Genomic DNA, 23,642 nt, shown 5'->3' on the forward strand with positions numbered 1-23,642 from the left:
CGAGGAAGGCCTCTCTCATGCGCTGCCTGTCGTCAGTCGCGCTCGAAGCGCGAACGGACCGGGAAGTAGGCGTTCAGGAAGGCCTGCAGCACGCGGTCCTGCTCGTCGACCGGGACCTCGGCGTCAGCAGACTCTCCGATGCAGAAGACGTCGTGGCTGCGCGAGGCCAGAAGCCTGCTGAGCACCGAGTGGTGCTCGTAGTTGCCGACGTTGATGTAGCTGCAGGAGATGGCGGACGGCACCGAACGGCCGGTGAGGTAGCCGTAGTGGTGGTGCAGCGAGGAGGTGATCGACAGGTCCGAGTTCGCCCGGAACGGGTTGCGGGCCGTTGCCGAGACCTCCTCCGGGAACCGCTCGGCGATCTCCGTGAGCACGCTGCGGCGCAGCGGATGCGGGGCGTGCAGGAAGCCGTGCGTGGCGACCCGGCCGAACGCCCCCTCCAGAAGAGCCCGGTTGTTCTTGGCCGCCGCGAAGTAGCCTTCGTCGTCCGGCGACGGCTCGCTCGGCGGGACGGACGTCGGCGAACGGAAGAGCTTGGCGACGCCGTTGCTCAGGAAGAACGAACCCGGAGAGAGCGGGCGGCCGATGAACACGTCGTCGTTGAAGTACAGGAAGTGCTCGGACAGCCCGTCGATACGGTGCAGCTGGCTCTCGATTGCGTGCGAGTTGAACGTGGGCAGCCACGACTGGTCCGGGAAGATGTCCCGGTGGGCGACCACCTCGATGCCGGGCTGGTCGGTGTCCAGCCACTCCGGCGTCTGGTCGTCCGTCACCAGGTAGATATTGCGCACCCATGGCGCGAACATCGCCAGGGACCGCAGCGAGTACCGCAGTTCGTCCCGGTTGCGGAACCGGACGTCGCCGCTGTCGGCGTCGTCGACCGGCATGTCCAGGCTTCGGCGGACGTCGTCACGCCGCTTGCGCCACGCCGGGTCGGTGTCGTCGACCCAGGTGTAGACGACATCGACAGGGAAGTCCACGTCCCACATCAGCTGCTTGGTGAACTGGGTCAGCGTCGGATAGGCGTGTTCGCCGACCTGGAGCTTGGCGGTGGGCGCCAGCGAGGGCAGACGGCGGCCGAGGAGTGTGGTCGCACGCGGGCTGTTGCGCCAACCGTCTTCGTCCTCCTCCCAGAACTCGACGGTGCATCCGTACGCCGGCCCATAGCGCAGCGTCCGGCTCGCGCTCGTCACCGGCTTGAAGACCCGCACGCCGGCGATTTCGCCGACACCGTCGAGCCGCTCGGCCAGTACGGCGCCGGGAGCGGCGCCCCGCGGAGTGATCAGCTCGCCGTACACGGGCTTGCCCTGCAACTCGGTCGCCAGCGCCTGGAGGGCGCGGGCACGCTGCTCGACCGGTACGGCGAGAAGGTGCGCGATTCCGTCGTTGCGCACGAGCACGAAGGGAACGCCGGAGTCCTCGAACGCCTTGGCGGTGATCTCCAGGTTGAGGTTGGCCATCGTCGGGCCGTCGATGTCGTCCCGCTCCTCGGCGAGGCGACCGGCGGAGCGGATGAGAGACCGGTTCTGTGCCTGGATCAGTACCTCGCGCGCCTTCTGCTCGTCGGAGGAGTTCGCCAGGAGGGACACGGGCGCCGCAACGCTGAAACTCTTGGTGCCGCCCTGTGCGATGCGCATGGCCGTGCGGTCGGCGCGGGCGGCGAGGCGCTCGGGAGTGTCACGACGGGCGACGAGGCGCTCGAACAGCTCCTCCCACTGTGCGGTGATCTTCTCGCCGGAGAAGCGCTCGTTGACGCCGGACCTCGCCGCCTTGCCGAAGGCGTGCCGCGTGTCGTCGTCCTTCATCAGACGGGACATGGCGTCGGCGAGGGAGTCGATGTCACGCGGTGGGACCAGCAGTCCGTCCACGTCGTGCCGGATGATCTCGGCGGGCCCGGTGACGATGTCGTAGGCGATCACCGGCACTCCGGCTGCGAACACCTCGAGCAGCACCAGAGGGAACGCCTCGTTGCGTGAGGGCAGGAGGCACAGCGAAGCCTTGGCCCACTCCTGCTCCATCTGGTCGGAGCGACCCATGAGTTCGACCTGCGTGTGCAGGCCGAGTCCCTCGACCAGGTGACGCAGGCGCACCTGCTGCGGGCCGTCGCCGAAGATGCGCAGCGTCCAGTCGGGGAAGTCGGCGGAGACCCGGTGGAATGCGTGGATGGCGTGGTCCAGCTGCTTTTCCGGGGTCATCCGGGCGGCCAGGACTATGGTCCTGCTCTCCAGGTCGGCCCGCGGGCGGTAGCCGTCGGGGACTGCGTTCGGGATGGCGACCAGCTCGGGGGCGGCGTCCTGGAGTGAGTCTGCGAACCAGTCGTTCGTGCGCTCGGTGAGCGAGACGAGGGCATCGATCCGGGGTGCGTACACGAGGAGGGGCTCACCGGAGACGCCGCGGAGCTGAGAGGCGCGGTGCTCCTGGTGCACGGTGATGACGCGGGCCGGGGCGAGCTCCGCGACGGCGGCCATGAGCGCCGGCGTCGTGGTGATGAGGACATCGGTGTCCAGGGAGCCCAGCGCCCTGGTCATCTCGATGTCGGAGAGCCGGTTGAAGGTGCTCTCCCAGGCCGGTTTGATGATCTCGCTGGGCAGGGAGGCCAGCGTGCGGCACGCCTCGGCGTCCAGGGACGAGTCCCTCACGGGCCGCTCGTGTGCGCCGGTTCGGTCGACCAGGTAGCGCCGCTGGACCTTCCGGGCGGCTGCGAAGAACGGCTCCTGCCGTGTCTTGAAGACGCTGAGGACTTCGACGTCGTGGCGGGGTGCGAGATGAATGGCCTGCGTGTAGGCGGCCATCTCGGTGCCGCCCATCTCATCGCCCCAGGTGAGCAGGAACGTGATCTTCATGCGATTTCCTCTGTGCTCTGGGGCGGGGCTATGACTTCCGTGCAGTTGACGGCAAGCGCTCCGGCCGCGGTGACATGGGCATGTACCCGCATGAGGGAGCCGTTGTCGAGGGCGACGATACGGAAGGGGGTGCGGTAGACCTGCCGGGGGTGACGGACGTCGGTCAGCTGCCGGGCGATCTTGAGCCGGGTGCCGCCGAGCCGCAGGTACAGGTCCCAGGTGCGGGCCGTTCCGCGGTCACCGCCCATCTTGTCGAGCGGCACGTCGAAGCTGAAACGGTCGCCCTGCCACTCGGGCTTTGCCACGACGGCCTTGTGATTGCCGCGGCGCACCACGGCCTCGGCCGTTCCGGACGTCTCGGTGGGGGCGCAGCCGATGAGCCGGCCGTGGACAGTGATCCGGTCCCAGCGCAGGTCGAACGCGGTGAGTTCGGCGTGGGGGCGGGGAGCCCGGACCTTCAGCAGCGCGAACCCGTCGAGAGAGCGGACGGGACGGAAGATCGCGCCGCTCGTCGGCGACGGCGAGGACGGCAGGGTCGGCCCGTCCGAGACCTCCCGGGCGGCAGCAGCGGTGACCTTCGTACGGTGCGTCTGCCCGCCGAGGTCCGTGATCAGCACGGCGAGCCTCCAGATGCCGCTGCTGAGGGCCGGTCCACGGTCGGCCGGCTCCGGCCGGTCCCGGTGGCGCAGGGGAACGGTCGCGGTGAGCAGCAGGCTTCCGTCGGCCTGTGGTTCGAGCTCCAGAGGCACCCGCTCACGGGTCGTGGCGTGGGAGAGCATCAGAACGGCGGAGGCGACGTCCCGGCCCGGAACCGCGACCGCGAAGTTGAGGGTCCGGCCGCTCAACACCGAGTAGTGGACGGCCCGGAGCTGCGCGCGCGGCCGGATTCCGCCACCGATCGTCGGCACCGTGTGCAACTGCTCGACGCGACGGCGCATTCGTACGGCGGCCCGGCGAGCACGCTTCGCAGCGCCCACCGCATAGGGCAGCAGTGAGTCACTCACGGCGATCCCTGCTTCCACTCAAGGCTGATGGTCAGCGTCGCATGGTGCCAAGTATGAGAGGCATCGGCAAGTTGACTCACAAATCGACCCTTATGTGATGACGATCACTTGATCTCGTGAAACCTGATCTCACGGTTTCCCTCTTTACGTGTGGCGATCTTGCTCGGTCGCCGCAGACGTCAAGGGGGAGCCATGGGGCGCCGGTCCGAAGCTCATTATCCTGTGCCGCCCCGGCGTGCCGTACTGGCGTCCCTGGCCGGGGCCGCCGCGGTGGGCCTGGCGGGCGGCCGCACCCTGAGCCGCCCCTCTGCCGGTTCCGACGCAGCGGCCGGCGCGGGCGGTTCCGGTGTGCCGGTGCGACAACTGGGCGCAGAGCCGCGGAACGGATTCGCGGAACCCGGTGATGCGCGGGTCATGCAGATCGTGGCCCATCCGGATGACGACCTGTTCTTCATGAATCCCGACGTGGCTCACACGCTGGCCAGCGGAGTGCCGGTGATCTCCGTCTATGTCACGGACGGCGGCTCCTTCGGGGTGAACGCGGTCCCGGGCCGACCGGAGCCGGCGGTGGACGTTCCGGCGTATGTCTCCTCGCGCCAGCAGGGACTGCGGCAGGCGTACGCGCAGATGGCCGGTGCGCCGCTGTTCACGGCATGGGAACGCACGGCTATCCGGCTGCCTGGAGGGCGCGAGGCCGAACTCAACCGGCTCGAGCACCACGGAAGGCGTGTGGAGCTGATCTTCCTCAACCTCCGGATGCATGCGAAGGACCGAGGCAGAGCCGTCAACATGACGCACCTGTGGAGCAGGCCGGGTGTCCGCCTCCCGACACAGTCCGCGCCCGAGTCCCCGGTCCGGGGGACGTTCTCCTACAGTCGTGACGACCTCGTCGACACCCTCGTCTTCCTGTTCCGGCGGCACCGGCCCACCCTGATACGGACGCTCGACCCGGACCCGGACGCCCAGGTGCACGATCAGCGGCATACGCGCGGCAGCGATCAGCCTGGCTACTCGGACCACCCCGACCACACCGCCACGGCGCTCTTCGCCTGGCGCGCACTCGCCGAGTGGGCCGACGGAACCGGAGGCAGAGCCAAGGCCCCCGCGTTCCAGACCGAGTCGTACCGTGGTTACTACAACCAGCGCTGGCCGCACAATCTCCCCTTGGAGACAGTCGCCCTCAAGGCCCGTTACCTCAACGCCTACGGCGGTGACCCGTCCTGGGAGTGCGGCAACGCATCCGGCTGCGGCGACTACTCGATCGGCAGCGACCGCGTCCTGGTCTCGAAACGTGGCTGGGTCCGCAGCACGCACCGGCGGTATCCAACCGCCGGTCCCAAGGCCGTGATCGGTGCAAACGGGGCCCTGTCGGTGTACGGAGTGCTCGGGACCCGGCTCGCGCGGTGGACCGGTACACCTGCGGGGGGCTTTGGCGCGCCGGAGGACCTCGGCGGCGGACCGCTGGCGCCGGCGATAGCCGTGGCAACGGATGCGGACGGCCGCCGACTGATCTTCGCCCTGCGCTTCTCACGGATGGAGGCGAGCGCCTCGCGCAACGTCCGCGAGATCGTCATGCTCCGGCAGCAGACGCCAGGAGGCGATTTCGAGCCCAGTTGGCGCAGTCTCGGCAACCCCGAGACCGAGCCCCGGCGCAGCCGGCTGACCGGTCCGCCGACCGCTGTGACCGGGGCCGACGGCCGTGTCCACGTCTTCGTGCGCAACGGGGACAAGGGGGTGAGCACCCGCGTGCTCGACGGGCAGGGCAACTGGTCGCCCTGGCGGCGGCTGCCCGGCGGGTACATACAGGACGGCCTTGCTGCCACGGTGGACGGCGACGGGCACATCCATCTGTTCGCCGCCTCCTCAGGATGGGTGGAGCACTGGACCCAGCGCACGCCGTCCGCCGGACTCCGCAAGGGGTCACGGAGATTCGTGGCGGAGCCGGGGGATGCCCCCGACGCCGTCACTGCTTCGGACGGTTCCGTGCTCGTCGGCTACCGGCGGATCGCCAGCGACCGCGTGATGGTCGAGCGCCTGGCTGCGGGGCGGACACGCCGCTGGTCGACGGTGGCGGACGTGCCGGTGCCCGGTTACGGGCGCGTCAGTCTGGTCGGCGGCCGGAAGCCGGGGGCGGACGATCTCCGCATGGCCGTCTGCACCGGTACCGGTGAGGGGCTGGTGTACGACGGCCGCGACGGCATGGTGGCCAGGGCGAGAGCCCAGGCGCTCACCTTCGCGGTGGGAACCCCGGCAGTCATGGGCGCCGCGGGCGGCGGCCCGGTGGCGGTGGTCACCCTCGGGCTGGACGGCAGGCCCGTGGTCGCACAGCTGCGGGACATCCCGGGCCGGACCTGAGAGGTCTCGGCGAAGCGCGGCTCAGCATTCTTCTAGAATGACCGGATGACGTGGATGATCACAGGCGGTGCCGGCTACATCGGGTCTCATGTGGTGAAGGCCCTCACCGAGGGCGGTGAGCGGGTGGTCGTCCTCGACGACCTCAGCACCGGCGACCCGGCCAGGCTGCCGGCCGGCGTACGGCTGGAGCGCGGATCGGTACTGGACCGGGATCTGGTCGACCGTGTGCTGCGCGACCACGCGGTCGAGGGCATCGTCCACGTGGCGGCGAAGAAGCAGGTCGGCGAATCCGTCGAGCGTCCGCTCCACTACTACCGCGAGAACGTCACGGGACTCCAGACCCTGCTGGAGGCCGCCGCCGACGCGGGTGTCCGCCGTTTCCTGTTCTCCTCTTCGGCTGCGGTCTACGGGATGCCCGACGTCGACCTGGTCACGGAGCAGACCGAGTGCGCACCGATGAGTCCGTACGGGGAGACCAAGCTCGCGGGTGAGTGGCTGGTGCGTGCGGCCGGCCGCGCGCACGGCATGGCCACCGCCTCTCTCCGGTACTTCAACGTGGCCGGTGCCGCGTCCGCCGAACTCGGTGACCCAGGCATCTTCAACCTGGTGCCCATGGTGTTCGAGCGTCTCGACCAGGGCCTGCCGCCGCGGATCTTCGGGGACGACTACACGACGCCGGACGGCACCTGCGTACGGGACTACATCCACGTCGAGGACATCGCGTCCGCGCACGTGGCGGCCGCGCGCCGACTGGTCGAGGACCCCTCCGCCGAACTCGTCCTGAACATCGGCCGGGGTGAGGGTGTGTCCGTCGCCGAGATGGTGAGCCTCATCTGCGACGTCAGCGGTCATACGGACATCGAGGCCGAGATCGCGCCCCGCCGCGCCGGGGACCCGGCCAGGGTGGTGGCCTCGGCCGATCTGATCCGCAAGGAGCTGGACTGGAGCGCCCGCTACGACGTCCGGGAGATGGTCGCCTCGGCATGGCAGGGCTGGCGCCTGCGGCATCCCGCTCAGGACCGCTGAGCCGGGCAGGGCAGTGGCCCTTACGCGGGCAATGGCCCGTTCCGGGTGACTGCCAGGCATTCACCCGGAACGGGCCGACCCATGGCTGGCAGGTAGATATCGGGCATACCGTAAGCGGAAGCGAACGGAGTGCCGATGAAGATCTCCTTTCTCATCCACACCATTTACGGGATCGGCGGAACCATCCGCACGACGCTGAATCTGGCGGAGGAACTGGCCAATCGCCATGAGGTCGAGATCGTCTCTGTCTTCCGGCACCGCGACGATTCCGCGTTCGCCCTGGACCCGCGCATCGCTGTCGTGCCCCTGGTCGACATCCGCCGGGGCAGCGCCGACCGGCAGGAGCCCCTGTTCGCCGAGCCCTCCGCCGCCTTCCCGCGCGCCGAGGCCCGCTACAGGGAGTACAACCGCCTCGTCGACGAGCGGGTGCGCGCGCACTACGCCGCGTCCGACGCGGACGTCGTCATCGGGACCCGCCCCGGCCTCGTCGCCTACGTCGCCCAGTTCGCTCCGGCCACCGCCGTCCGCATTGGCCAGGAGCACATGACGCACAACCACCACAAGGCCGCCCTGCGCGAGGAGATGTACGAACACCTCGACACCGTCGACGCGTTCGTCACCGTCTCCGAGGGCGACGCCAAGGTGTGGCGCGAGAAGATGCCGCTGCCAACGACCCGCGTCCTGTCGATTCCCAACAGCGTCCCCGAGCCGTCCGTCCCGCCCTCCGACGGCACCGGCAGGACCGTCGTCGCGGCCGGGCGGCTCGCCGCCGAGAAGCAGTATCACGTACTCGTCGACGCCTTCGCCGAGGTCGTCCGACAGCGGCCCGACTGGTCCCTGCGCATCTACGGCTCCGGCGACCAGCGCGACAGGCTGCGCGCCCGCATCGACGAGCTCGGCCTGTACAACGAGATCCACCTGATGGGCCCTCATTCGCCCATCGAGCCCGAGTGGGCCAAGGGTGTCATCGCCGCGTCGACGTCCCGTCACGAGTCGTTCGGCATGACCCTCGTGGAGGCGATGCGCTGCGGCGTGCCGATGGTGAGCACCGACTGCGACTACGGGCCGCGCGAGATCATCGAGGACGGTGTCGACGGCATGCTCGTCCCCGTGGGCGACGCGCACGCCGTCGCCCGGGCGCTCCTGCGGCTGATCGACGACGAGGACCTGCGCCGCCGCATGGCCGCCGCCGCCGTGCGCAACGCGCGCCGCTTCGACCCCGGTGTGGTCACCAAGCAGTACGAGGCCCTCTTCGACGAGCTCGCCGCCGAGGCGGCGCAGCGCGCGCACATCCCCGGGATGACCCCGGTCGCGGACTGCGTGGTCGCCGTCGACGGCTCGGTGGACGTGAGCCTGGTCCCGCCGCTGCCGGAGGGCGTCGAGAACGGTGCCCGGCTGGTGTGTACACGGACCGGAGCCCGTACCGAGGTGCGGACCTTCGACTTCGACGAGCGTGGCTCCGCGACCGTCCCGGCCGGCGAGGTCTTACCGGAGGGCGTGTGGAACGTGTTCGTGGAGCTGGCCGGGGCAGGCGCCCGGAGACGGGTCTCGGCCCGCGTGGTCGACCAGCGCGGCGCCCTGCACGCGGCCGAGCGGCTGAGCCCGGGCGGCCCGGTGCGCAACCTCGTCCCGTACGAGGACAAGGCCAAGGGTGGTGCGCTGATGCTGCGCGCCTGGCACCGGCCGGTCCACGCCGAGGCCGCGAACGTCCAGGTCGACGGCTCCCGGGTCACTCTGGAGGGCAGCATGCTCGGCACGGCGAGGGTGGCCGGCGATCCGACGCTGGTGCTGCGCCGCCGCGGCAGGCCCAGGGACGAGATCCTGTTCCCCGGCGAGCGCGTCGGCGAGGACGGCTTCCGCTTCTCCTTCTCCGCCACGGTGCCCGCCGCCTCGCAGACCACCGCCCACGACGTGTGGGACGCCTTCATCCGCTATGCGTCGAACGCAGGGCCGGTCAGGATCGGGCGGATTCTCGACGATGTGGTGACGAAGCAGGGGATCTTTGTCTTTCCCCACACCGTGATGAGCAAGAAACGTGAGGGAAGTGTTGCCCGCGTCATTGCCAAGCGGGTACTGGGCAGACCGCGCAAGAAGATCCGCGTGCGCGTCTTCTACACGTTCTCCAACGACGTCGCACTCAATGTGGTGGATCTGTGACCGATTATTTGTACCCATCTTGGGTGATTTGTTCCGCTCAAATGTGTGGCGTCCGTCACTCGATCGTGTTGTGCTGAGCGGAGGTGAGGGCTCCGGATCGCCCGTGCGCAGCGGGTTTACCTATTTGTGTGCGCGGCGTCACCTGTCTTGCGGGAAGGTAAATGAGAATGCAAGCATCGGTTTATCTCCCCGCCCTCGCACGATAGGTTCTCTTTTCCTGTGCAGCCCATGGTCAAATCCCGAACCACTGCTGTCCTACTTGCCGGTGGGACCGGCCAGCGCGTGGGTCTGTCGATTCCCAAGCAGCTGCTGAAGATTGCCGGCAAGGCCGTCATCGAACACACGCTCGCGATCTTCGAACAGGTGGACGTCGTTGACGACGTCATGGTGCTCATGGCCCCCGGCTATGTTCCGGATGTCGAAAAAATCATTGCAAAGGCCGGGTTGACCAAGGTTGTCAAGGTCATCGAGGGCGGTGCCACGCGCAACGAGACCACAGAGCGCGCCATCGCGGCCCTCGGCGAGGGCCTGGCCGAGGGCGAGGACCGCAACGTCCTGTTCCACGACGCCGTTCGCCCCCTGCTCTCCGAGCGCGTCATCAAGGACTGCGTCGACGCCCTGGACCGCTACCAGGCCGTCGACGTCGCCATCCCGTCCGCGGACACGATCATCGTGACCCGCACGCACGGCGAGGACGGCGAGTTCATCACCGACGTCCCGGACCGCTCCCGGCTGCGCCGCGGCCAGACCCCGCAGGCCTTCAAGCTGTCGACGATCCGCAGGGCGTACGAGATCGCGGCCGGCGACCCGAACTTCCAGGCGACCGACGACTGCTCGGTCGTGCTGAAGTACCTGCCGGACGTGCCGATCCACGTCGTCGCGGGCGACGAGTACAACATGAAGGTCACGCAGCCGGTCGACGTCTTCATCGCCGACAAGCTGTTCCAGCTGGCCTCCACGGCCGCTCCGGCACAGGCCGACGAGGCCGCCTACCGCGAGCTGCTGGCGGGCAAGACCCTGGTCGTCTTCGGCGGCTCCTACGGCATCGGTGCGGACATCGCCAAGCTGGCGGAGTCCTACGGCGCCACGGTCTATGCGCTGGGCCGCTCGACCACCGGCACCCACGTCGAGAACCCGGAGGACGTCGACGACGCGTTGTCCACGGCCTACGCCGAGACCGGCCGCGTCGACTACGTCATCAACACCGCGGGCGTGCTGCGCATCGGCAAGCTGGCCGAGACGGACAACACGACCATCCAGGAAGCGCTGAACGTCAACTACCTGGCCCCGGTGCAGATCGCGCGCGCCTCGCACAAGTACCTCGCGGAGACCAAGGGGCAGCTGCTGCTGTACACCTCCAGCAGCTACACCCGCGGCCGCGCCGAGTACAGCCTCTACTCCTCCACCAAGGCCGCCATGGTGAACCTCACCCAGGCCCTGGCCGACGAGTGGGCGGGCGACGGCATCCGCGTCAACTGCGTGAACCCCGAGCGCACCGCCACCCCGATGCGCACCAAGGCGTTCGGCACCGAGCCGACCGGTTCGCTGCTGTCGTCCGAGGCTGTGGCCCATACCTCGCTCGACGTGCTGCTGTCCGCGCTCACCGGTCATGTCATCGACGTACGGCAGCAGGATCCGACCCATGGCGTCTCCGAGGCGTCGGGTTTCGAACAGGCGCTCGCGGCTCTCCTGGACCGTCACGGAGACGCGTGATGCCGGACGGCAAGGCCTCGGCAGCCGCCGCGAGGCGCGCTGCGGTGGTCCGTGTCCGTGAAGCCTGGCCTTCACATCTCCTTCGCGTCATGGTTTCACAATGCAAACAGTCGGCACCCCTTGGAGCAGGTTCTTCGTGATTTCGAAAGCCATTCGCATGGCTCGCGTGGGCAGCGGATCGGAGCTGGCCGCCGCAATTCTCCTGATGCTCGGATTCCCGTGCGTCATGCTCGCGGCGATAATCCCCAGTCTCTGGTTCTTCGCGGCTGCCGTCGCCGTGACCTACCTCGCCGACCAGTACCTGCACCAGCGGTCCAGCTATCTGGTCAACCGGCTGGCCAAGGTCCGTGCGGGCCTGTCGATCCGCTTCCTCGTGCGTCAGCTGCTGCTCGTGCTGCTGCTGGCCCGCATGGGATACGCGGAGGAGGCCGTCTTCTATGTGACGGTCGCCTGCCTGCTCGGCTTCTACGGTCTCCAGGCGCCCCACGGCGCGATGGTCACGCTGATCCGGCTGCGCCGGAAGCTGCCGGTGGTCACCCGCAACATCGACCTCTCGCACGTGCGCATTCCCGACGCCCCGCGGCCCGGCCTGATCAACCGTTCCGCCGAGAAGATGCTGCATCTCGACGTCTTCTCCTTCGTCGGCGTGATCGTCGCCATCGAGACCGGCGTCAATGCGTTCGCGTACGCGGGTCTGGGCCTGACGCTGCTGCTCGCCGTCGGTTATCTCGCCGTGCTGCTGCCCAATCTCCGTGCCGCCCGGCTGCCGGCCTCGCCGGAGAAGGTGCTCGAGGGCATCGACGCCTGGCTGCGCGAGTACCGGCCGACCGTGATGCTGTACTTCTCCGGCTCCAAGGACTCGGCGTACCAGGTCAACATGTGGCTGGAGACGATGGCGCAGCTCGGCGGCCGGCCGCTGATCTTCCTGCGCGAGCGCACCATCGTGCCGCAGCTCGGCAACACCTCGGTCCCCGTCCTGTGCGTGCCCGGCGGCGTGCACCTGATGAACCTGGACCTGTCGTCCGTGCGCGTCGCGCTGTACGCGGCCAACGTCGGCAAGAACATCCACATGCTGCGCGTGCCCACCATGAAGCACGTCTTCATCGGTCACGGCGACAGCGACAAGCTCGCCAGCGTCAACCCGTTCAGCAAGGCGTACGACGAGGTGTGGACCGCGGGCCGCGCCGGCCGTGACCGGTACGCGCTGGCCGACGTCGGTGTGCTCAGCGAGGACATCGTCGAGGTGGGCCGCCCGCAGCTGGCCCCCATCAAGCACTGGACGGGCAAGCCGCTCCACCCGATTCCGACCGTGCTCTACGCCCCCACCTGGGAGGGCTGGGAGGACGCCCCCGGCAACACCTCCCTGCTGCTGGCCGGCGAGAACATCGTCAAGCGCCTGCTGAACTCCGCCGAGCCGGTTCGCCTGATCTACAAGCCGCACCCGTTCACCGGCACCCGCGCCCCCAGGGCCAAGGCCGTGCACGAGCGGATCACCGCGATGGTCGAGCAGGCCGCCGCGGCCCGCGCGAGCGAGCCGAGGTGGGTGGAGGAGGCCGCGTCGCACGCCGCCGACCAGGCCGCCGCCCGCGCCGAGCTGCAGCGGATCGAGGCACGCCTCGCCGAACTGTCGGGCGCGGCCCGCGTCGGCCGGGACGAGGCCGAGGAGTCGCGCGACTCCCAGGCGGACCCGGTGCGCGAGGTGGAGACCGCGAAGCTCAAGGAGGAGTGGAACGCCGCGTACTGGCGCTCCTTCGGCTGGTGGGAGCACAAGGTCGTCACCGGTCCCGAGCCGCGTCTCTACGACTGCTTCAACGAGTCGGACGGCATGGTCTCGGACATCTCCAGCGTGGTCTCGGACTTCATCGCGAGCGGCAAGCCGTACGCGGTCACGGACTCCGCGGGTCTCGGCGAGGCCGAGTTCAAGCGGCAGAACACCGCGGTGCGTGCCGCGGTGATCCTCTCCAACAGCGCGGTCGAGCTCGACGAGCTGCTCACCGCCGTCGCCGACCGGGACGCCGACCCGCGTGCCGTGGCGCGGCACGAGCTCAAGGAGTACCTGCTCGGTCCGGACGAGCCGACCTCCATCGAGCAGTTCGACGTGGCGGTGCAGGCGCTGGCGGCCAAGGCCGAGGCCCGTAACGCCGGGGTGCTGCAGCGCCTGGCCGACGCGGAGCAGTCACCCGGCCTGGACGACACGCCCGTCGGCTGACCCGGCGGCCGAGCGGCCCGGTGGTACTCCCGAAAGGGTGGTGCCATCGGGCCGTTTCGCGTTTCGACCGCCATCCGCAGCAACATGCGCCTTTTGCCCGGTGCGTCATATAAGGCAACCGTTGGTGCTCTCCGGTTGTCTTGTATCTCTATGAATGAGAGTTTCGTGCCCGACGTCACGGTTGTCGTCGGCGCCTATGAAGCCATGCCCTATCTCGTCCGCTGCCTGGAGTCGGTGGAGTCGCAGACACTGGGCGCCGACCGTATCGAGCTCGTCGCGGTCGACGACGGGTCGACCGACGGCACGGGAGAGTACCTGGAGGAGTTCGCCGCCCGTTCCAAGGTCCGCACCACGGTCATCAGGCAGGCCAACTCCGGCGGCCCCAGCGGCCCGCGCAACCTCGGCCTCTCCCTCGCCCGCGGCCGCTACGTCTTCTTCCTCGACGCCGACGACTTCTTCGGCGACGAGGCGCTGGAACGGATGGTCGCCATGGCCGACCGGGCCGGGACGGACGTCGTGCTCGGCCGGATGGCGGGGTGCGGCCGCGGCGTGCCACGGTCGATGTTCGAAAAGACGCTGGAGCATGTGGACGTCCCCACCTCGCGCGTCATCTACGCGCTCAGCGCGCAGAAATTGTTCCGCCGTGAGCTGTTGGGCCGGCTCGGACTCCGGTTCGACGAGAGTCTCCTGACCGGCGAGGACGCGCTGTTCACCATGGAGGCGTACCTCAGTGGCAACGGCGTGTCCGTCGTCGCCGACTACGACTGCTACTACTTGGTGGGCAGGGAGGACGGCAAGCACGCGACGAGGCGCGGCGGTTACCCGCCCCGCTTCGAGGCGCTGACCGCCCTGGCCCGGCTGATCGCCCGGCTCGAACCGCCCGGCCGCGGCCGCGACCTGCTGATGGTCCGGCCCTTCACGGTCGGGCTGCTCCAGCAGTTCGGGCCCGCCCTGCTGCGTGCGCCGGAGTCCGAGCAGCACGACCGGCTGCGGCTGGCCGCGGAGATGGCGGGGCCGTACTGGACCAGGGGTGTCGCCCGCCGCATCAAGGTCGGGGAGCGGTTGGTGCTGGAGTGCGTGGCCCGGGGGCGGCTCGATCTGCTGAAGGACGTGCTGGAGTTCACCGCTGCCGGGAAGGCGCCCGAGGTGGTGCGCCGGTGGAGCCGGATCTATCTCGCGTACCCGCACTTCGGCGACCGCCACAGCGGCCTTGCGCGGTCCGTCTACGAGGTGACCGTGCCCGACTGGTCGGGCAGCCGGCGTGTGCTTCCGCCCGCGGTCCGCAGTTTTCCGCGCAGGGTTCTCGGCAGGATCCGCAGGAGTGCGGTACATGCCCGCCGGGCAGGCATTTTGCGACGCGGGAAAGCAAAGGGTGAGACATAGGTAACATCGAAGTGCCGGGGCGGCATCCGGCGGGGGAACGCTCTTGACGACTTCTTAGGGCAGGAACTGTGAAGGCACTCGTACTCTCCGGAGGAGCCGGTACACGACTCCGTCCCATTACGCACACATCCGCCAAACAATTGGTACCGGTCGCCAACAAACCGGTGCTCTTCTACGGCCTGGAGGCGATTGCGGAAGCCGGGATCACCGAGGTCGGTGTCATCGTCGGAGAGACGGCGCCGGAGATCGAGGAAGCGGTCGGCGACGGTTCACGGTTCGGGGTCAAGATCACCTATATTCCGCAGGAGCGGCCACTGGGGCTCGCGCACGCGGTGGTCATTTCCCGGGAGTTTCTGGGAGAAGACGATTTTGTCATGTATCTCGGTGACAACTTCATCGTCGGCGGCATCAGCGGCCTCGTCGACGAATTCCGCACCGAGCGCCCGGACGCGCAGATCCTGCTCACCCGGGTCCAGGACCCCAGCTCCTTCGGCGTCGCCGAACTCGACGGTCAGGGCCGCGTCGTGGGCCTGGAGGAGAAGCCGAAGCAGCCCAAGAGCGATCTGGCGCTCGTCGGTGTCTACCTCTTCACGCCCGCCGTGCATGAGGCCGTGCGTTCCATCGAGCCCTCCTGGCGCGGCGAGTTGGAGATCACGCACGCCATCCAGTGGCTGATCGACCAGCACCGGGACGTGCGTTCCACGACGATCGCCGGCTACTGGAAGGACACCGGCAACGTCACCGACATGCTGGAGGTCAACCGCTTGGTGCTGGAGACCGTGGAGCCCCGTGTCGAGGGCGTGGTCGACGGGGACAGCGAGATCATCGGGCGGGTCCGTGTCGAGGAGGGCGCGCGGATCACCAACAGCCGCATCGTCGGCCCCGCCGTCATCGGCGCCGACACGGTGATCAGCGGCTCGTACGTCGGCCCGTTCACCTCGGTCGCCGAAGGGTGCCGCATCGAGGACAGCGAGATCGAGTACTCCATCGTCCTGCGCGGCGCCTCCATCACCGGCGTGCGGCGCGTGGAGGCGTCCCTGATCGGACGGGACGTCGAGGTCACCCCCGCTCCCCGCAACCCCTCGTCCCACCGTCTTGTGCTCGGCGACCACAGTAAGGTGCAGATCTCCTCATGACGACGAAGATCCTGGTGACCGGCGGCGCCGGATTCATCGGCTCCCACTACGTCCGCACGCTGCTCGGCCCGGAGGGCCCCGGTGGTGTGGCCGTGACCGTCCTCGACAAGCTCACCTACGCCGGCAACCCCGCGAACCTCGACGAGGTGCAGGGCCGCCCCGGCTTCGACTTCGTCCACGGCGACATCTGCGACGCCGACCTGGTGGCCAAGCTGATGGCCGAGCACGACCAGGTGGTGCACTTCGCCGCCGAGTCGCACGTGGACCGCTCCATCGACGGCGGCGCCGAGTTCGTCCGGACCAACGTCATGGGCACGCACACCCTGGTGGACGCCGCCCACCGGGCCGGCGTCAGGACGTTCGTGCACATCTCCACCGACGAGGTCTACGGCTCCATCGACGAGGGCTCCTGGCCCGAGACGCACCCGCTGCAGCCCAACTCGCCCTATTCCTCGGCCAAGGCCTCCAGCGACCTGATCGCCCTGTCCTACCACCGCACGCACGGACTCGACGTGCGTGTGACTCGCTGCTCCAACAACTACGGGCACCACCACTTCCCCGAGAAGGTCATCCCGCTGTTCATCACCAACCTGCTGGACGGCCGGAAGGTCCCGCTCTACGGCGACGGCGGCAACGTCCGCGACTGGCTCCACATCGACGACCACGTCCAGGGCATCGAACTGGTCCGCACCAAGGGCCGCCCCGGCGAGGTCTACAACATCGGCGGCGGCACCGAGCTGTCCAACAAGGAGCTGACCCGCCTGCTGCTTCAGGCGTGCGGCACCGACTGGGACACCGGCGTCGAGTACGTCGCCGACCGCAAGGGCCACGACCGCCGCTACTCGGTCGACTGCACCAAGATCCGTCAGGAACTCGGCTACGAGCCGCGCAAGGACTTCGCGACCGGCCTCGCCGAGACCGTGCGGTGGTACCGGGACAACCGTGCCTGGTGGGAGCCGCTGAAGGAGCGTGCGGCCCTGTGAGCGGCTGGCTCGTCACCGGCGCCGGCGGCATGCTGGGCCGTGACGTCCTCGGCCGGCTGTCGGCGGCCGGTGTCCCCGCGGCGGGGCTGGCGCGCCGCGACCTCGACATCACCGGCCCCGACGCGGTGCGCGCCGCTTTGGACGCGCATCGGCCGGCCGTGGTGGTCAACTGCGCCGCCTGGACGGACGTCGACGGCGCCGAGGAGCACGAGGAGGCAGCCCTCGCCGTCAACGGCACCGGCTCGCGCGTCCTCGCCGAGGCGTGCAAGGAGAGCGGTGCCGTCCTGCTGCACATCTCCACCGACTACGTCTTCGCCGGCGACGCGCACGAGCCGTACGCCGAGGACGCGCCGACCGGGCCGCGCGGCGCCTACGGGCGCACCAAGCTGGCGGGTGAGCGCGCCGTGCTCGACCTGTTGCCCGACAGCGGCCACGTGGTGCGCACGGCCTGGCTCTACGGGGCCGGCGGCCCGAACTTCGTGCGCACCATGATCCGTCTGGAGGCCGCACGGGACACGGTGGACGTCGTCGACGACCAGCGCGGCCAGCCCACCTGGAGCGCGGACCTCGCGGATCTGCTGGTGCGGCTCGGGCAGGGCGCGCTCGTCGGCACCGTGCCCGCCGGAGTCCATCACGGCACCAGCGCCGGGGAGACGACCTGGTACGGATTCACCCGCGAGATCTTCCGACTGCTGGGCGCCGACCCCGAGCGCGTGCGCCCGACGACCAGCGCCGCCTTCGTGCGGCCCGCGCCGCGCCCCGCGTACAGCGTGCTGGGACATCAGGGGCTTCGGCGCAGTGGCGTCGAACCCCTTCGCGACTGGCGTGAAGCGCTCGCAGAAGCGTTCCCGGAAGTGGTTGGCGCAGAGCGCGGAATGGGTGCTACCGGTCGGTAGACGTTTACGTCAGGGCGGCGTACACGCTAACTTCGCTGGGAATCAATCCATTTGATTCCCAGTGAAGGGCTCCATCAGTGGACCGCCATGGCTTCCTGCGCCAGCTGCACCGCATCTACAAACCCCGGAACTATCTGGAGATCGGGGTCAACGACGGGCGCAGTCTGGCGCTTTCCCGGGTTCCCTCTGTGGCTATCGACCCGGCATTCCGGGTCGTGACGAGTATCAGCTGCGATGTGCACCTGGTCAGAGCCACCAGCGACGATTTCTTCACCCGTAAGGACCCGTTGGTCCATCTGCGCAACGGCCGCAATCCATTTCGCGCCCTCGCCCGCAAGGACCCGATGAACCTCCTCGGCGGAGAGCCCCGGCTCGAGCTGTCGTTCATCGACGGAATGCATCTCTTCGAGTACGCGCTGCGCGACTTCATGAACGTCGAACGGCATTCCCGCTGGTCCAGCGTGATCGTTCTCGACGACATGCTTCCGAGGAATGTGGACGAGGCCGCGCGTGAGCGGCACACCAAGTTCTGGGCGGGCGACGTCTACAAGGTCGTCCAGGTGCTGCGCAGGTACCGCCCCGACCTGGTCGTCGTCGAGGTGGACACCGCCCCCACCGGCGTCGTCGCCGTCTTCGGCGCCGACCCGGAGAGCACCGTCCTCAAGGACGCGTACGACAAGATCATCGAGGAGTACGTCGTCCCCGACCCGCAGGACGTCCCGGACGAAGTGCTCGTACGGAAGAACGCCGTGCAGCCCGAGGCGCTGCTCGGCGCGGACTTCTGGCCCGGTCTGATCCGGGCGCGCACGCTGCGCAGGCCACGCGCCGCGTTCGCGCCCGTGCGCCGCGGCATCGAGAAGATCACCGGCTGAGGTCCCGCCGCGGAAGGCCCCGGGTCCCACCGGCCGGACCCGGGGCCGTTCCGCGTGTTCGGCCCGCAGCACGCCCGGCGGCTCAGCCCACCGAGGCCTCTCCTGCGCTCAGCCCGCCGGCGCGCAGCCGTGCGTAGTACGCCTCGCACTCCTCGTACCTCGGCAGCAGCCCCGTCCGCTCCGCCTCGGCGAGCGTGGGCGCGGCGGCGTCCTTGTCGGACAGCAGCGGTGCGACGTCCCCGGGCCACTCGATGCCGAGGTCCGGGTCGAGTGGGTGGATGCCGTGCTCACGCTCGGGGGCGTAACCCTCGGAGCAGAGGTAGACCACCGTCGCATCGTCCGTCAGGGCCATGAAGGCGTGGCCCAGGCCCTCGGCGAGATACACGGCACGGTGGTCGGCGTCGTCGAGGCACACCGCCTCCCACCTGCGGTACGTGGGGGAGCCGACGCGGATGTCCACGATCACGTCGACGACCGCGCCGCGGACGCACTTCACGTACTTGGCCTGGCTCGGCGGCACATCGGCGAAATGGATGCCGCGCATCGTGCCCCGGGCGGACACCGAGCAGTTGGCCTGCTCCAGCCGGAGCCGGTGCCCTGCCGCCTCGGCGAGGTCGGGTGCCCGGAACCACTCGTGGAAGCTCCCACGGCTGTCGGGGAAGACCTTCGGCTCGTGCACCCACACTCCGCCGATGGAGAGCTGCCGCATCCGTTCCACTCCTCGCTGTCATGATCAGGTTCGTCGAAGGACGGCGCGCGGCTCGGCCGTCCCCGTCAGCCGAGCACCCGCGCCGCCAGCCGGCGCACCTTCTTGCGGCCCGCCGACGGCAGCCGGCGCACCACCGGACCGGCGACAGCCCGGGCCGCGCGCCGCAGCGCCGCCCGCTTGCGCTGGGCGGCCAGCTTCCGCAGCATCGCGGGCTCGGGCACGGGGAGGCTGTCGTCCGGCCGAAGCCTTCCCGCGCCGTCCACGCCCACCCCGCACAGCGGCACCATCGGGGCCTTCGGCCCGTCCAGCCGGACCCAGAGCTGCCAGTCGCCCTCGGGAGCGCCCGGCACACGCCGCGGGACGGTCAGGTGCGCCCGCCCCAGCTCGGGCTCCAGCGTGCCGGGGAAGGTGTGCACGGCGTCGGGGACCTCCTCGCCCTGAGCGGGCTTCGTGAGCACCAGTTCCGGGGCGCCGCTGCCCAGGCCCGTACCCTCGCCGGTGGTATCGGTGGTGAACAGGTCCAGACGCAACTGGAAACGTGCCCCCGGCATACGCAGCACGGTGCGGCCCGCGAGATAGGGGGCCACCTTCTTGCCCCTGCGCGCCACATCGAGCGTGAGGTTGCTGTGCGGGTCGGTGAAGTACGGGATCACCGAGCGGGGCGGCGACGACAGCAGCGCGGGCAGGCAGCGGGAGTCGACCCGGCCATCGCGGTCCGCACCCAGGCGCGCCCGGCGGACGAGCCCCAGGCCGCGCACGTTCACCCAGGCGTCCCAGAAGCCGCGCGGAAGGCTGCCACGGCCCTTCTTCCCGCCCTCGGGCTCCAGCATGCCCGTGCCGCGCAGCACGACCTCGCAGCTCCCGTCGTCGCGGTCCCCGACCTCGGCGGTGAAGGAGGCGGGGCACGGCCATTCGACCGCCTTCTCGCGGTCGCGCAGCGAGACCTCGGCGGTGAAGCCGCCAAGGTCGTCGGTGATGTCGACGAGCTCGCCGGCGGCCAGGAATCTCGCGCTCAGGTCGGGGTGCAGATACAGCCGGCCGTCGCGGCGCAGCAGCGTGAGCGGCTCCTTGTCCTCGCCGTGCACCAGGCGCGCGGTGATGCCGATCGCGATGCGGCCGTCGTCCTGCCATGCGAGGTCCTCCAGCCGCACCGCGCCCTTGACGGATGATGCGAACCGGGCCACCCGTACGAGCCCCGCCGCGTCGTCGTTGCGCAGCAGCGTGGAGCGCAGGCGCAGCAGCGGGCCGAGACCGTTGTGCACGGAGTCGGTCATGAAGTCCAGCGCGAGGGGGCGCACCGCCGCGACCATCTCGCGCAGGTAGTCGTCGTCGTAGGTGAGGACAGCCGGCTCGCTGAGCCTGCCGAGCATCTCGACCCGGTAGAAGCGGCGCAGCACCCGGTCCCGCAGCGGGCCCGGCTCGGTGCCCGCCACGACGACGTCGAGGACCTCGCGGAGGTTGCCGTAGTAGCCGGCCGGGACGAGCTTCGCCGACCCGGCGTTCTTGCCGTCGTCGCGCTTGGAGTAGTGGTAACAGGTGTACGAGCCGAGGATCGAGACGACCTTCGCCGGGATGTACGCCTTCATCATGTACAGCTGGTCCTCGAGGCGGCGCTTGCCCTCCGCATAGGCGATGCCGTGCTCGCGCAGGAACCGCGTACGGAACATCTTGTGCGGGGTGAGGCTGTCGTACAGCGGCGCGTTGCGCAGGGTGCACTTCTCGCGGTTCCTGCGGAACACGCCGTGCGGGACGCCCCGGAAATTGCTGGCGACCTTGCCGATGACGATGTCGGAGCCGTTGCGGTGGCCCATGTCGTACAGCCGGCGCAGGGCGTCGGTGCCGAGGTGGTCGTCCTGGTCGAGGAACTGGACGTACTCGCCCTTGGCTTCGGCGACCCCGATGTTGCGCGGCTTGCCGGGCCAGCCCGAGTTGGGAATGTGGATCACCCGGAAGTGGGGGTGCCGGGCGGCCAGCTCGTCCAGGCGCGCGGGAGTGTCGTCACTGGATCCGTCGTCGACGAACAGGACCTCGAACTCCTCGGCGGGCAGCGTCTGCCCGAGCAGCGACTCGATGCAGGGATCGATGTACTTTCCGGGGTTGTACACCGGAATGACGACACTCACTTTGACCGACACAATGTGCCCCGTCTCTTGTGGGAACCCGAGTCGAAGGTGGGGGCCGGAGGCAGGGCGATGCGGGCGCGCGCCACCGCCCATCAGCACCTTAGCGGTTGTCCGGATCCTGTATTAGCAATCGGCTCAACTCCTGGTATGGGAAAGGGCTTTCGGTCTTCCTGCGGCGTGGCGCGCGGCCCGGGGGCCCGGCCGCACGGCCGAAACCGCTCGGCGGGGCTGGCGCAGCACTGCCGTCCAGCGGGCGGAATGCGCGCGCATCGGACAGGCGCCCTGACATAGATTCGGCCTGTGACAGTGGCAAGACAGCAGGTGACGCAGGCCGGGCGGATCGTCGTCAAGGTCGGTTCGTCGTCGTTGACCACCGCCTCGGGCGGTCTCGACGCCGATCGGGTGGACGCTCTCGTCGACGTCCTCGCCAAGATCCGCAGCGGCGGCGAGAAGGAGATAGTCCTCGTCTCCTCCGGCGCCATCGCCGCGGGACTCGCTCCGCTGGGCCTGACCCGGCGCCCCAAGGACCTGGCCCGCCAGCAGGCAGCCGCCAGCGTCGGACAGGGCCTGCTCGTCGCCCGCTACACCGCCTCCTTCGCCCGGTACGGCGTCCGAGTCGGCCAGGTGCTCCTGACCAGCGACGACACCAGCCGCCGCGCCCACTACCGCAACGCCTACCGGACCCTGGACCAGCTGCTCGCCATGGGCGCCGTCCCCGTCGTCAACGAGAACGACACGGTCGCCACCGACGAGATCCGCTTCGGCGACAACGACCGGCTCGCCGCACTCGTCGCCCACCTCGTACGCGCCGACCTGCTCGTCCTGCTCTCCGACGTCGACGGCCTCTACGACGGCGACCCTGCCCGCCCCGGCACCTCGCGCATCGAGGAGGTACGCGGTCCCGAGGACATCGCCCATGTGCAGATCGGCAGCGCCGGCAAGGCGGGCGTCGGCACCGGCGGCATGGTCACCAAGGTCGAGGCCGCCCGGATCGCGGCCGCCGCCGGTGTGCCTGTCGTCCTCACCTCCGCCAGCCGCGCCGCCGACGCCCTCGCCGGACGGCCCACGGGCACCTTCTTCCACGCCACCGGACGCCGCTCCGCCGACCGTCTGCTGTGGCTCGCGCACGCCTCCACCCCGCAAGGATCGCTCACCCTCGACGAGGGCGCCGTGCGGGCCGTGGTCCACGGCAAGAAGTCGCTGCTGCCCGCCGGGATCGCCGCCGTGGACGGCGACTTCAGCGCCGGCGATCCGGTCGAGTTGCGCGACACCGCGGGCCGCGCGGTCGCCCGCGGGCTCGTCAACTTCGACGCCAAGGAGATCCCGCAACTGCTCGGCCGCTCCACCCGCGAGCTGGCGCGGGAGCTGGGCCCGGCATACGAACGGGAAGTCGTACACAGGGACGATCTCGTCGTCCTGGAGTCCTGACCGGGCCCTGAAAGGGCGGAAAGTCCCGCCATCTGGCAGAGACCTTTACCAAAACCGCCCCACACCCCGCCGCGGACTGGTCCACTTTGTTGCGGGGGTTGGTCGGGGAAGGCAACGACGCAGCAACAGGAGGCCGCCGGTGAAACGAGCGCGCCCTGGGGACGTGCCCCGAGGCAAGGGGAGGACATCCCCCGCCCGCCGGGCAGGGGGCGAGGAACGAACCCTGACCAGTGTCGGCGGGGCCGCCGAACTGGACGACGGATTCGGTGACGGGTTCGGTGACGGACTGAGCGGCGGCGACGGGCCCAGGGGAGCCGGTGGTCCGTCGGCCGGAGGACCCGGCGGCCCGGCCGCGGTGCGGGGCGTCACCGAGACGCCCGGCCGCCCCGACGAGCAGGTGCTGTCCAAGCTGTGGCACATCACGCTCAGCGTCTCGGGACCGGAAGCCCCGCTGAAGGAGGTCCGCCGCGGCCTGGAACAGCTCGCCCACGACCACCCCTTCCTGCTGACCAGCCGCTACGCCAACGACCACGCGGAGATCCGCTACTGGGAAGAGGCCCGCGATCTGCACGACGCGGCGGCCGTGGCCCTGCGGCTGTGGGGCGAGCACCGCTCCACGGCCAGGCTGCCGCCGTGGGAGATCGTCGGCCTGGAGGTCATCGACCGCCAGACCTACCACCAGCGGATCGCCGAGGGATACGGCCCGCCGCCCGCGTCCCCGGTGGGCGTACACCCCTTCTGAGGCTTCTGTCTCGCACTACGGGATACGTTCCGGACCGCCACGGCGGCGCATTACCCTGCGGGT

The 23,642-nt window shown here is 69.6% G+C and carries 16 protein-coding genes; 12 read left to right on the forward strand and 4 right to left on the reverse strand.

Annotation, left to right across the window (positions count from 1 at the left end):
• Nucleotides 1-32: 32 nt before the first annotated feature.
• Complete coding sequence (locus tag ACH5AF_RS01840) at nucleotides 33-2,843, reverse strand: stealth conserved region 3 domain-containing protein (protein ID WP_398899315.1); 2,811 nt, start codon at nucleotides 2,841-2,843, stop codon at nucleotides 33-35.
• Nucleotides 2,840-3,847, reverse strand: a complete 1,008-nt coding sequence (locus tag ACH5AF_RS01845) for a hypothetical protein (RefSeq protein ID WP_398899316.1) — start codon at nucleotides 3,845-3,847, stop codon at nucleotides 2,840-2,842. The genes ACH5AF_RS01840 and ACH5AF_RS01845 overlap by 4 nt, the downstream gene beginning before the upstream one ends.
• Before the next feature lie 222 nt (nucleotides 3,848-4,069).
• Here ACH5AF_RS01845 and ACH5AF_RS01850 point away from each other — a divergent pair, with 222 nt between their 5' ends.
• From ACH5AF_RS01850 to ACH5AF_RS01895, 10 genes are all read left to right on the forward strand, one after another.
• Nucleotides 4,070-6,202 carry a PIG-L family deacetylase gene (locus tag ACH5AF_RS01850; RefSeq protein ID WP_398899317.1) on the forward strand — a complete coding sequence of 711 codons (2,133 nt, stop codon included), beginning with the start codon at nucleotides 4,070-4,072 and terminating at the stop codon, nucleotides 6,200-6,202.
• Between the two features lie 45 nt (nucleotides 6,203-6,247).
• The gene (gene galE / locus ACH5AF_RS01855; protein WP_398899318.1) at nucleotides 6,248-7,228 is read left to right on the forward strand and encodes a UDP-glucose 4-epimerase GalE; all 981 of its coding nucleotides are present in this window, start codon (nucleotides 6,248-6,250) and stop codon (nucleotides 7,226-7,228) included.
• 135 nt (nucleotides 7,229-7,363) lie between these two features.
• Nucleotides 7,364-9,385, forward strand: a complete 2,022-nt coding sequence (locus ACH5AF_RS01860; RefSeq protein ID WP_398899319.1) for a glycosyltransferase family 4 protein — start codon at nucleotides 7,364-7,366, stop codon at nucleotides 9,383-9,385.
• 228 nt (nucleotides 9,386-9,613) lie between these two features.
• The gene (locus tag ACH5AF_RS01865) at nucleotides 9,614-11,098 is read left to right on the forward strand and encodes an SDR family NAD(P)-dependent oxidoreductase (protein ID WP_398899320.1); all 1,485 of its coding nucleotides are present in this window, start codon (nucleotides 9,614-9,616) and stop codon (nucleotides 11,096-11,098) included.
• A 157-nt stretch (nucleotides 11,099-11,255) separates the two neighbouring features.
• Complete coding sequence (locus ACH5AF_RS01870) at nucleotides 11,256-13,307, forward strand: hypothetical protein (RefSeq protein WP_398899321.1); 2,052 nt, start codon at nucleotides 11,256-11,258, stop codon at nucleotides 13,305-13,307.
• Between the two features lie 150 nt (nucleotides 13,308-13,457).
• The gene (locus tag ACH5AF_RS01875) at nucleotides 13,458-14,690 is read left to right on the forward strand and encodes a glycosyltransferase family 2 protein (protein ID WP_398899322.1); all 1,233 of its coding nucleotides are present in this window, start codon (nucleotides 13,458-13,460) and stop codon (nucleotides 14,688-14,690) included.
• 68 nt (nucleotides 14,691-14,758) lie between these two features.
• Nucleotides 14,759-15,826: a glucose-1-phosphate thymidylyltransferase gene (locus ACH5AF_RS01880; protein WP_398899323.1), complete on the forward strand. Its 1,068-nt coding sequence runs from the start codon at nucleotides 14,759-14,761 to the stop codon at nucleotides 15,824-15,826.
• A complete protein-coding gene (rfbB, locus tag ACH5AF_RS01885; RefSeq protein ID WP_398899324.1) occupies nucleotides 15,823-16,809 on the forward strand; it encodes a dTDP-glucose 4,6-dehydratase in 987 nt (328 codons plus the stop codon). The genes ACH5AF_RS01880 and rfbB overlap by 4 nt, the downstream gene beginning before the upstream one ends.
• A gap of 29 nt (nucleotides 16,810-16,838) precedes the next feature.
• Nucleotides 16,839-17,705 carry a dTDP-4-dehydrorhamnose reductase gene (gene rfbD / locus ACH5AF_RS01890; RefSeq protein ID WP_398899767.1) on the forward strand — a complete coding sequence of 289 codons (867 nt, stop codon included), beginning with the start codon at nucleotides 16,839-16,841 and terminating at the stop codon, nucleotides 17,703-17,705.
• A gap of 77 nt (nucleotides 17,706-17,782) precedes the next feature.
• On the forward strand, nucleotides 17,783-18,577 hold the full coding sequence (locus ACH5AF_RS01895; protein WP_398899325.1) for a class I SAM-dependent methyltransferase: 795 nt from the start codon (nucleotides 17,783-17,785) through the stop codon (nucleotides 18,575-18,577).
• Nucleotides 18,578-18,659: 82 nt separating this feature from the next.
• Here ACH5AF_RS01895 and rfbC read toward each other — a convergent pair whose 3' ends face one another.
• Nucleotides 18,660-19,286 carry a dTDP-4-dehydrorhamnose 3,5-epimerase gene (gene rfbC, locus ACH5AF_RS01900; RefSeq protein ID WP_398899326.1) on the reverse strand — a complete coding sequence of 209 codons (627 nt, stop codon included), beginning with the start codon at nucleotides 19,284-19,286 and terminating at the stop codon, nucleotides 18,660-18,662.
• 65 nt (nucleotides 19,287-19,351) lie between these two features.
• The gene (locus ACH5AF_RS01905) at nucleotides 19,352-21,409 is read right to left on the reverse strand and encodes a glycosyltransferase family 2 protein (RefSeq protein ID WP_398899327.1); all 2,058 of its coding nucleotides are present in this window, start codon (nucleotides 21,407-21,409) and stop codon (nucleotides 19,352-19,354) included.
• 300 nt (nucleotides 21,410-21,709) lie between these two features.
• Between ACH5AF_RS01905 and proB the strand changes: the two genes are divergently transcribed.
• Both proB and ACH5AF_RS01915 read left to right on the forward strand, forming a co-directional pair.
• A complete protein-coding gene (gene proB / locus ACH5AF_RS01910; protein WP_398899328.1) occupies nucleotides 21,710-22,837 on the forward strand; it encodes a glutamate 5-kinase in 1,128 nt (375 codons plus the stop codon).
• A 139-nt stretch (nucleotides 22,838-22,976) separates the two neighbouring features.
• Nucleotides 22,977-23,579, forward strand: coding sequence for a hypothetical protein (locus ACH5AF_RS01915; protein WP_398899329.1), 603 nt, complete (start codon nucleotides 22,977-22,979; stop codon nucleotides 23,577-23,579).
• The last annotated feature ends 63 nt before the right edge of the window (nucleotides 23,580-23,642 follow it).

The sequence above is a fragment of the Streptomyces sp. NPDC018833 genome, from assembly GCF_044390825.1.
Taxonomy (GTDB): domain Bacteria; phylum Actinomycetota; class Actinomycetes; order Streptomycetales; family Streptomycetaceae; genus Streptomyces.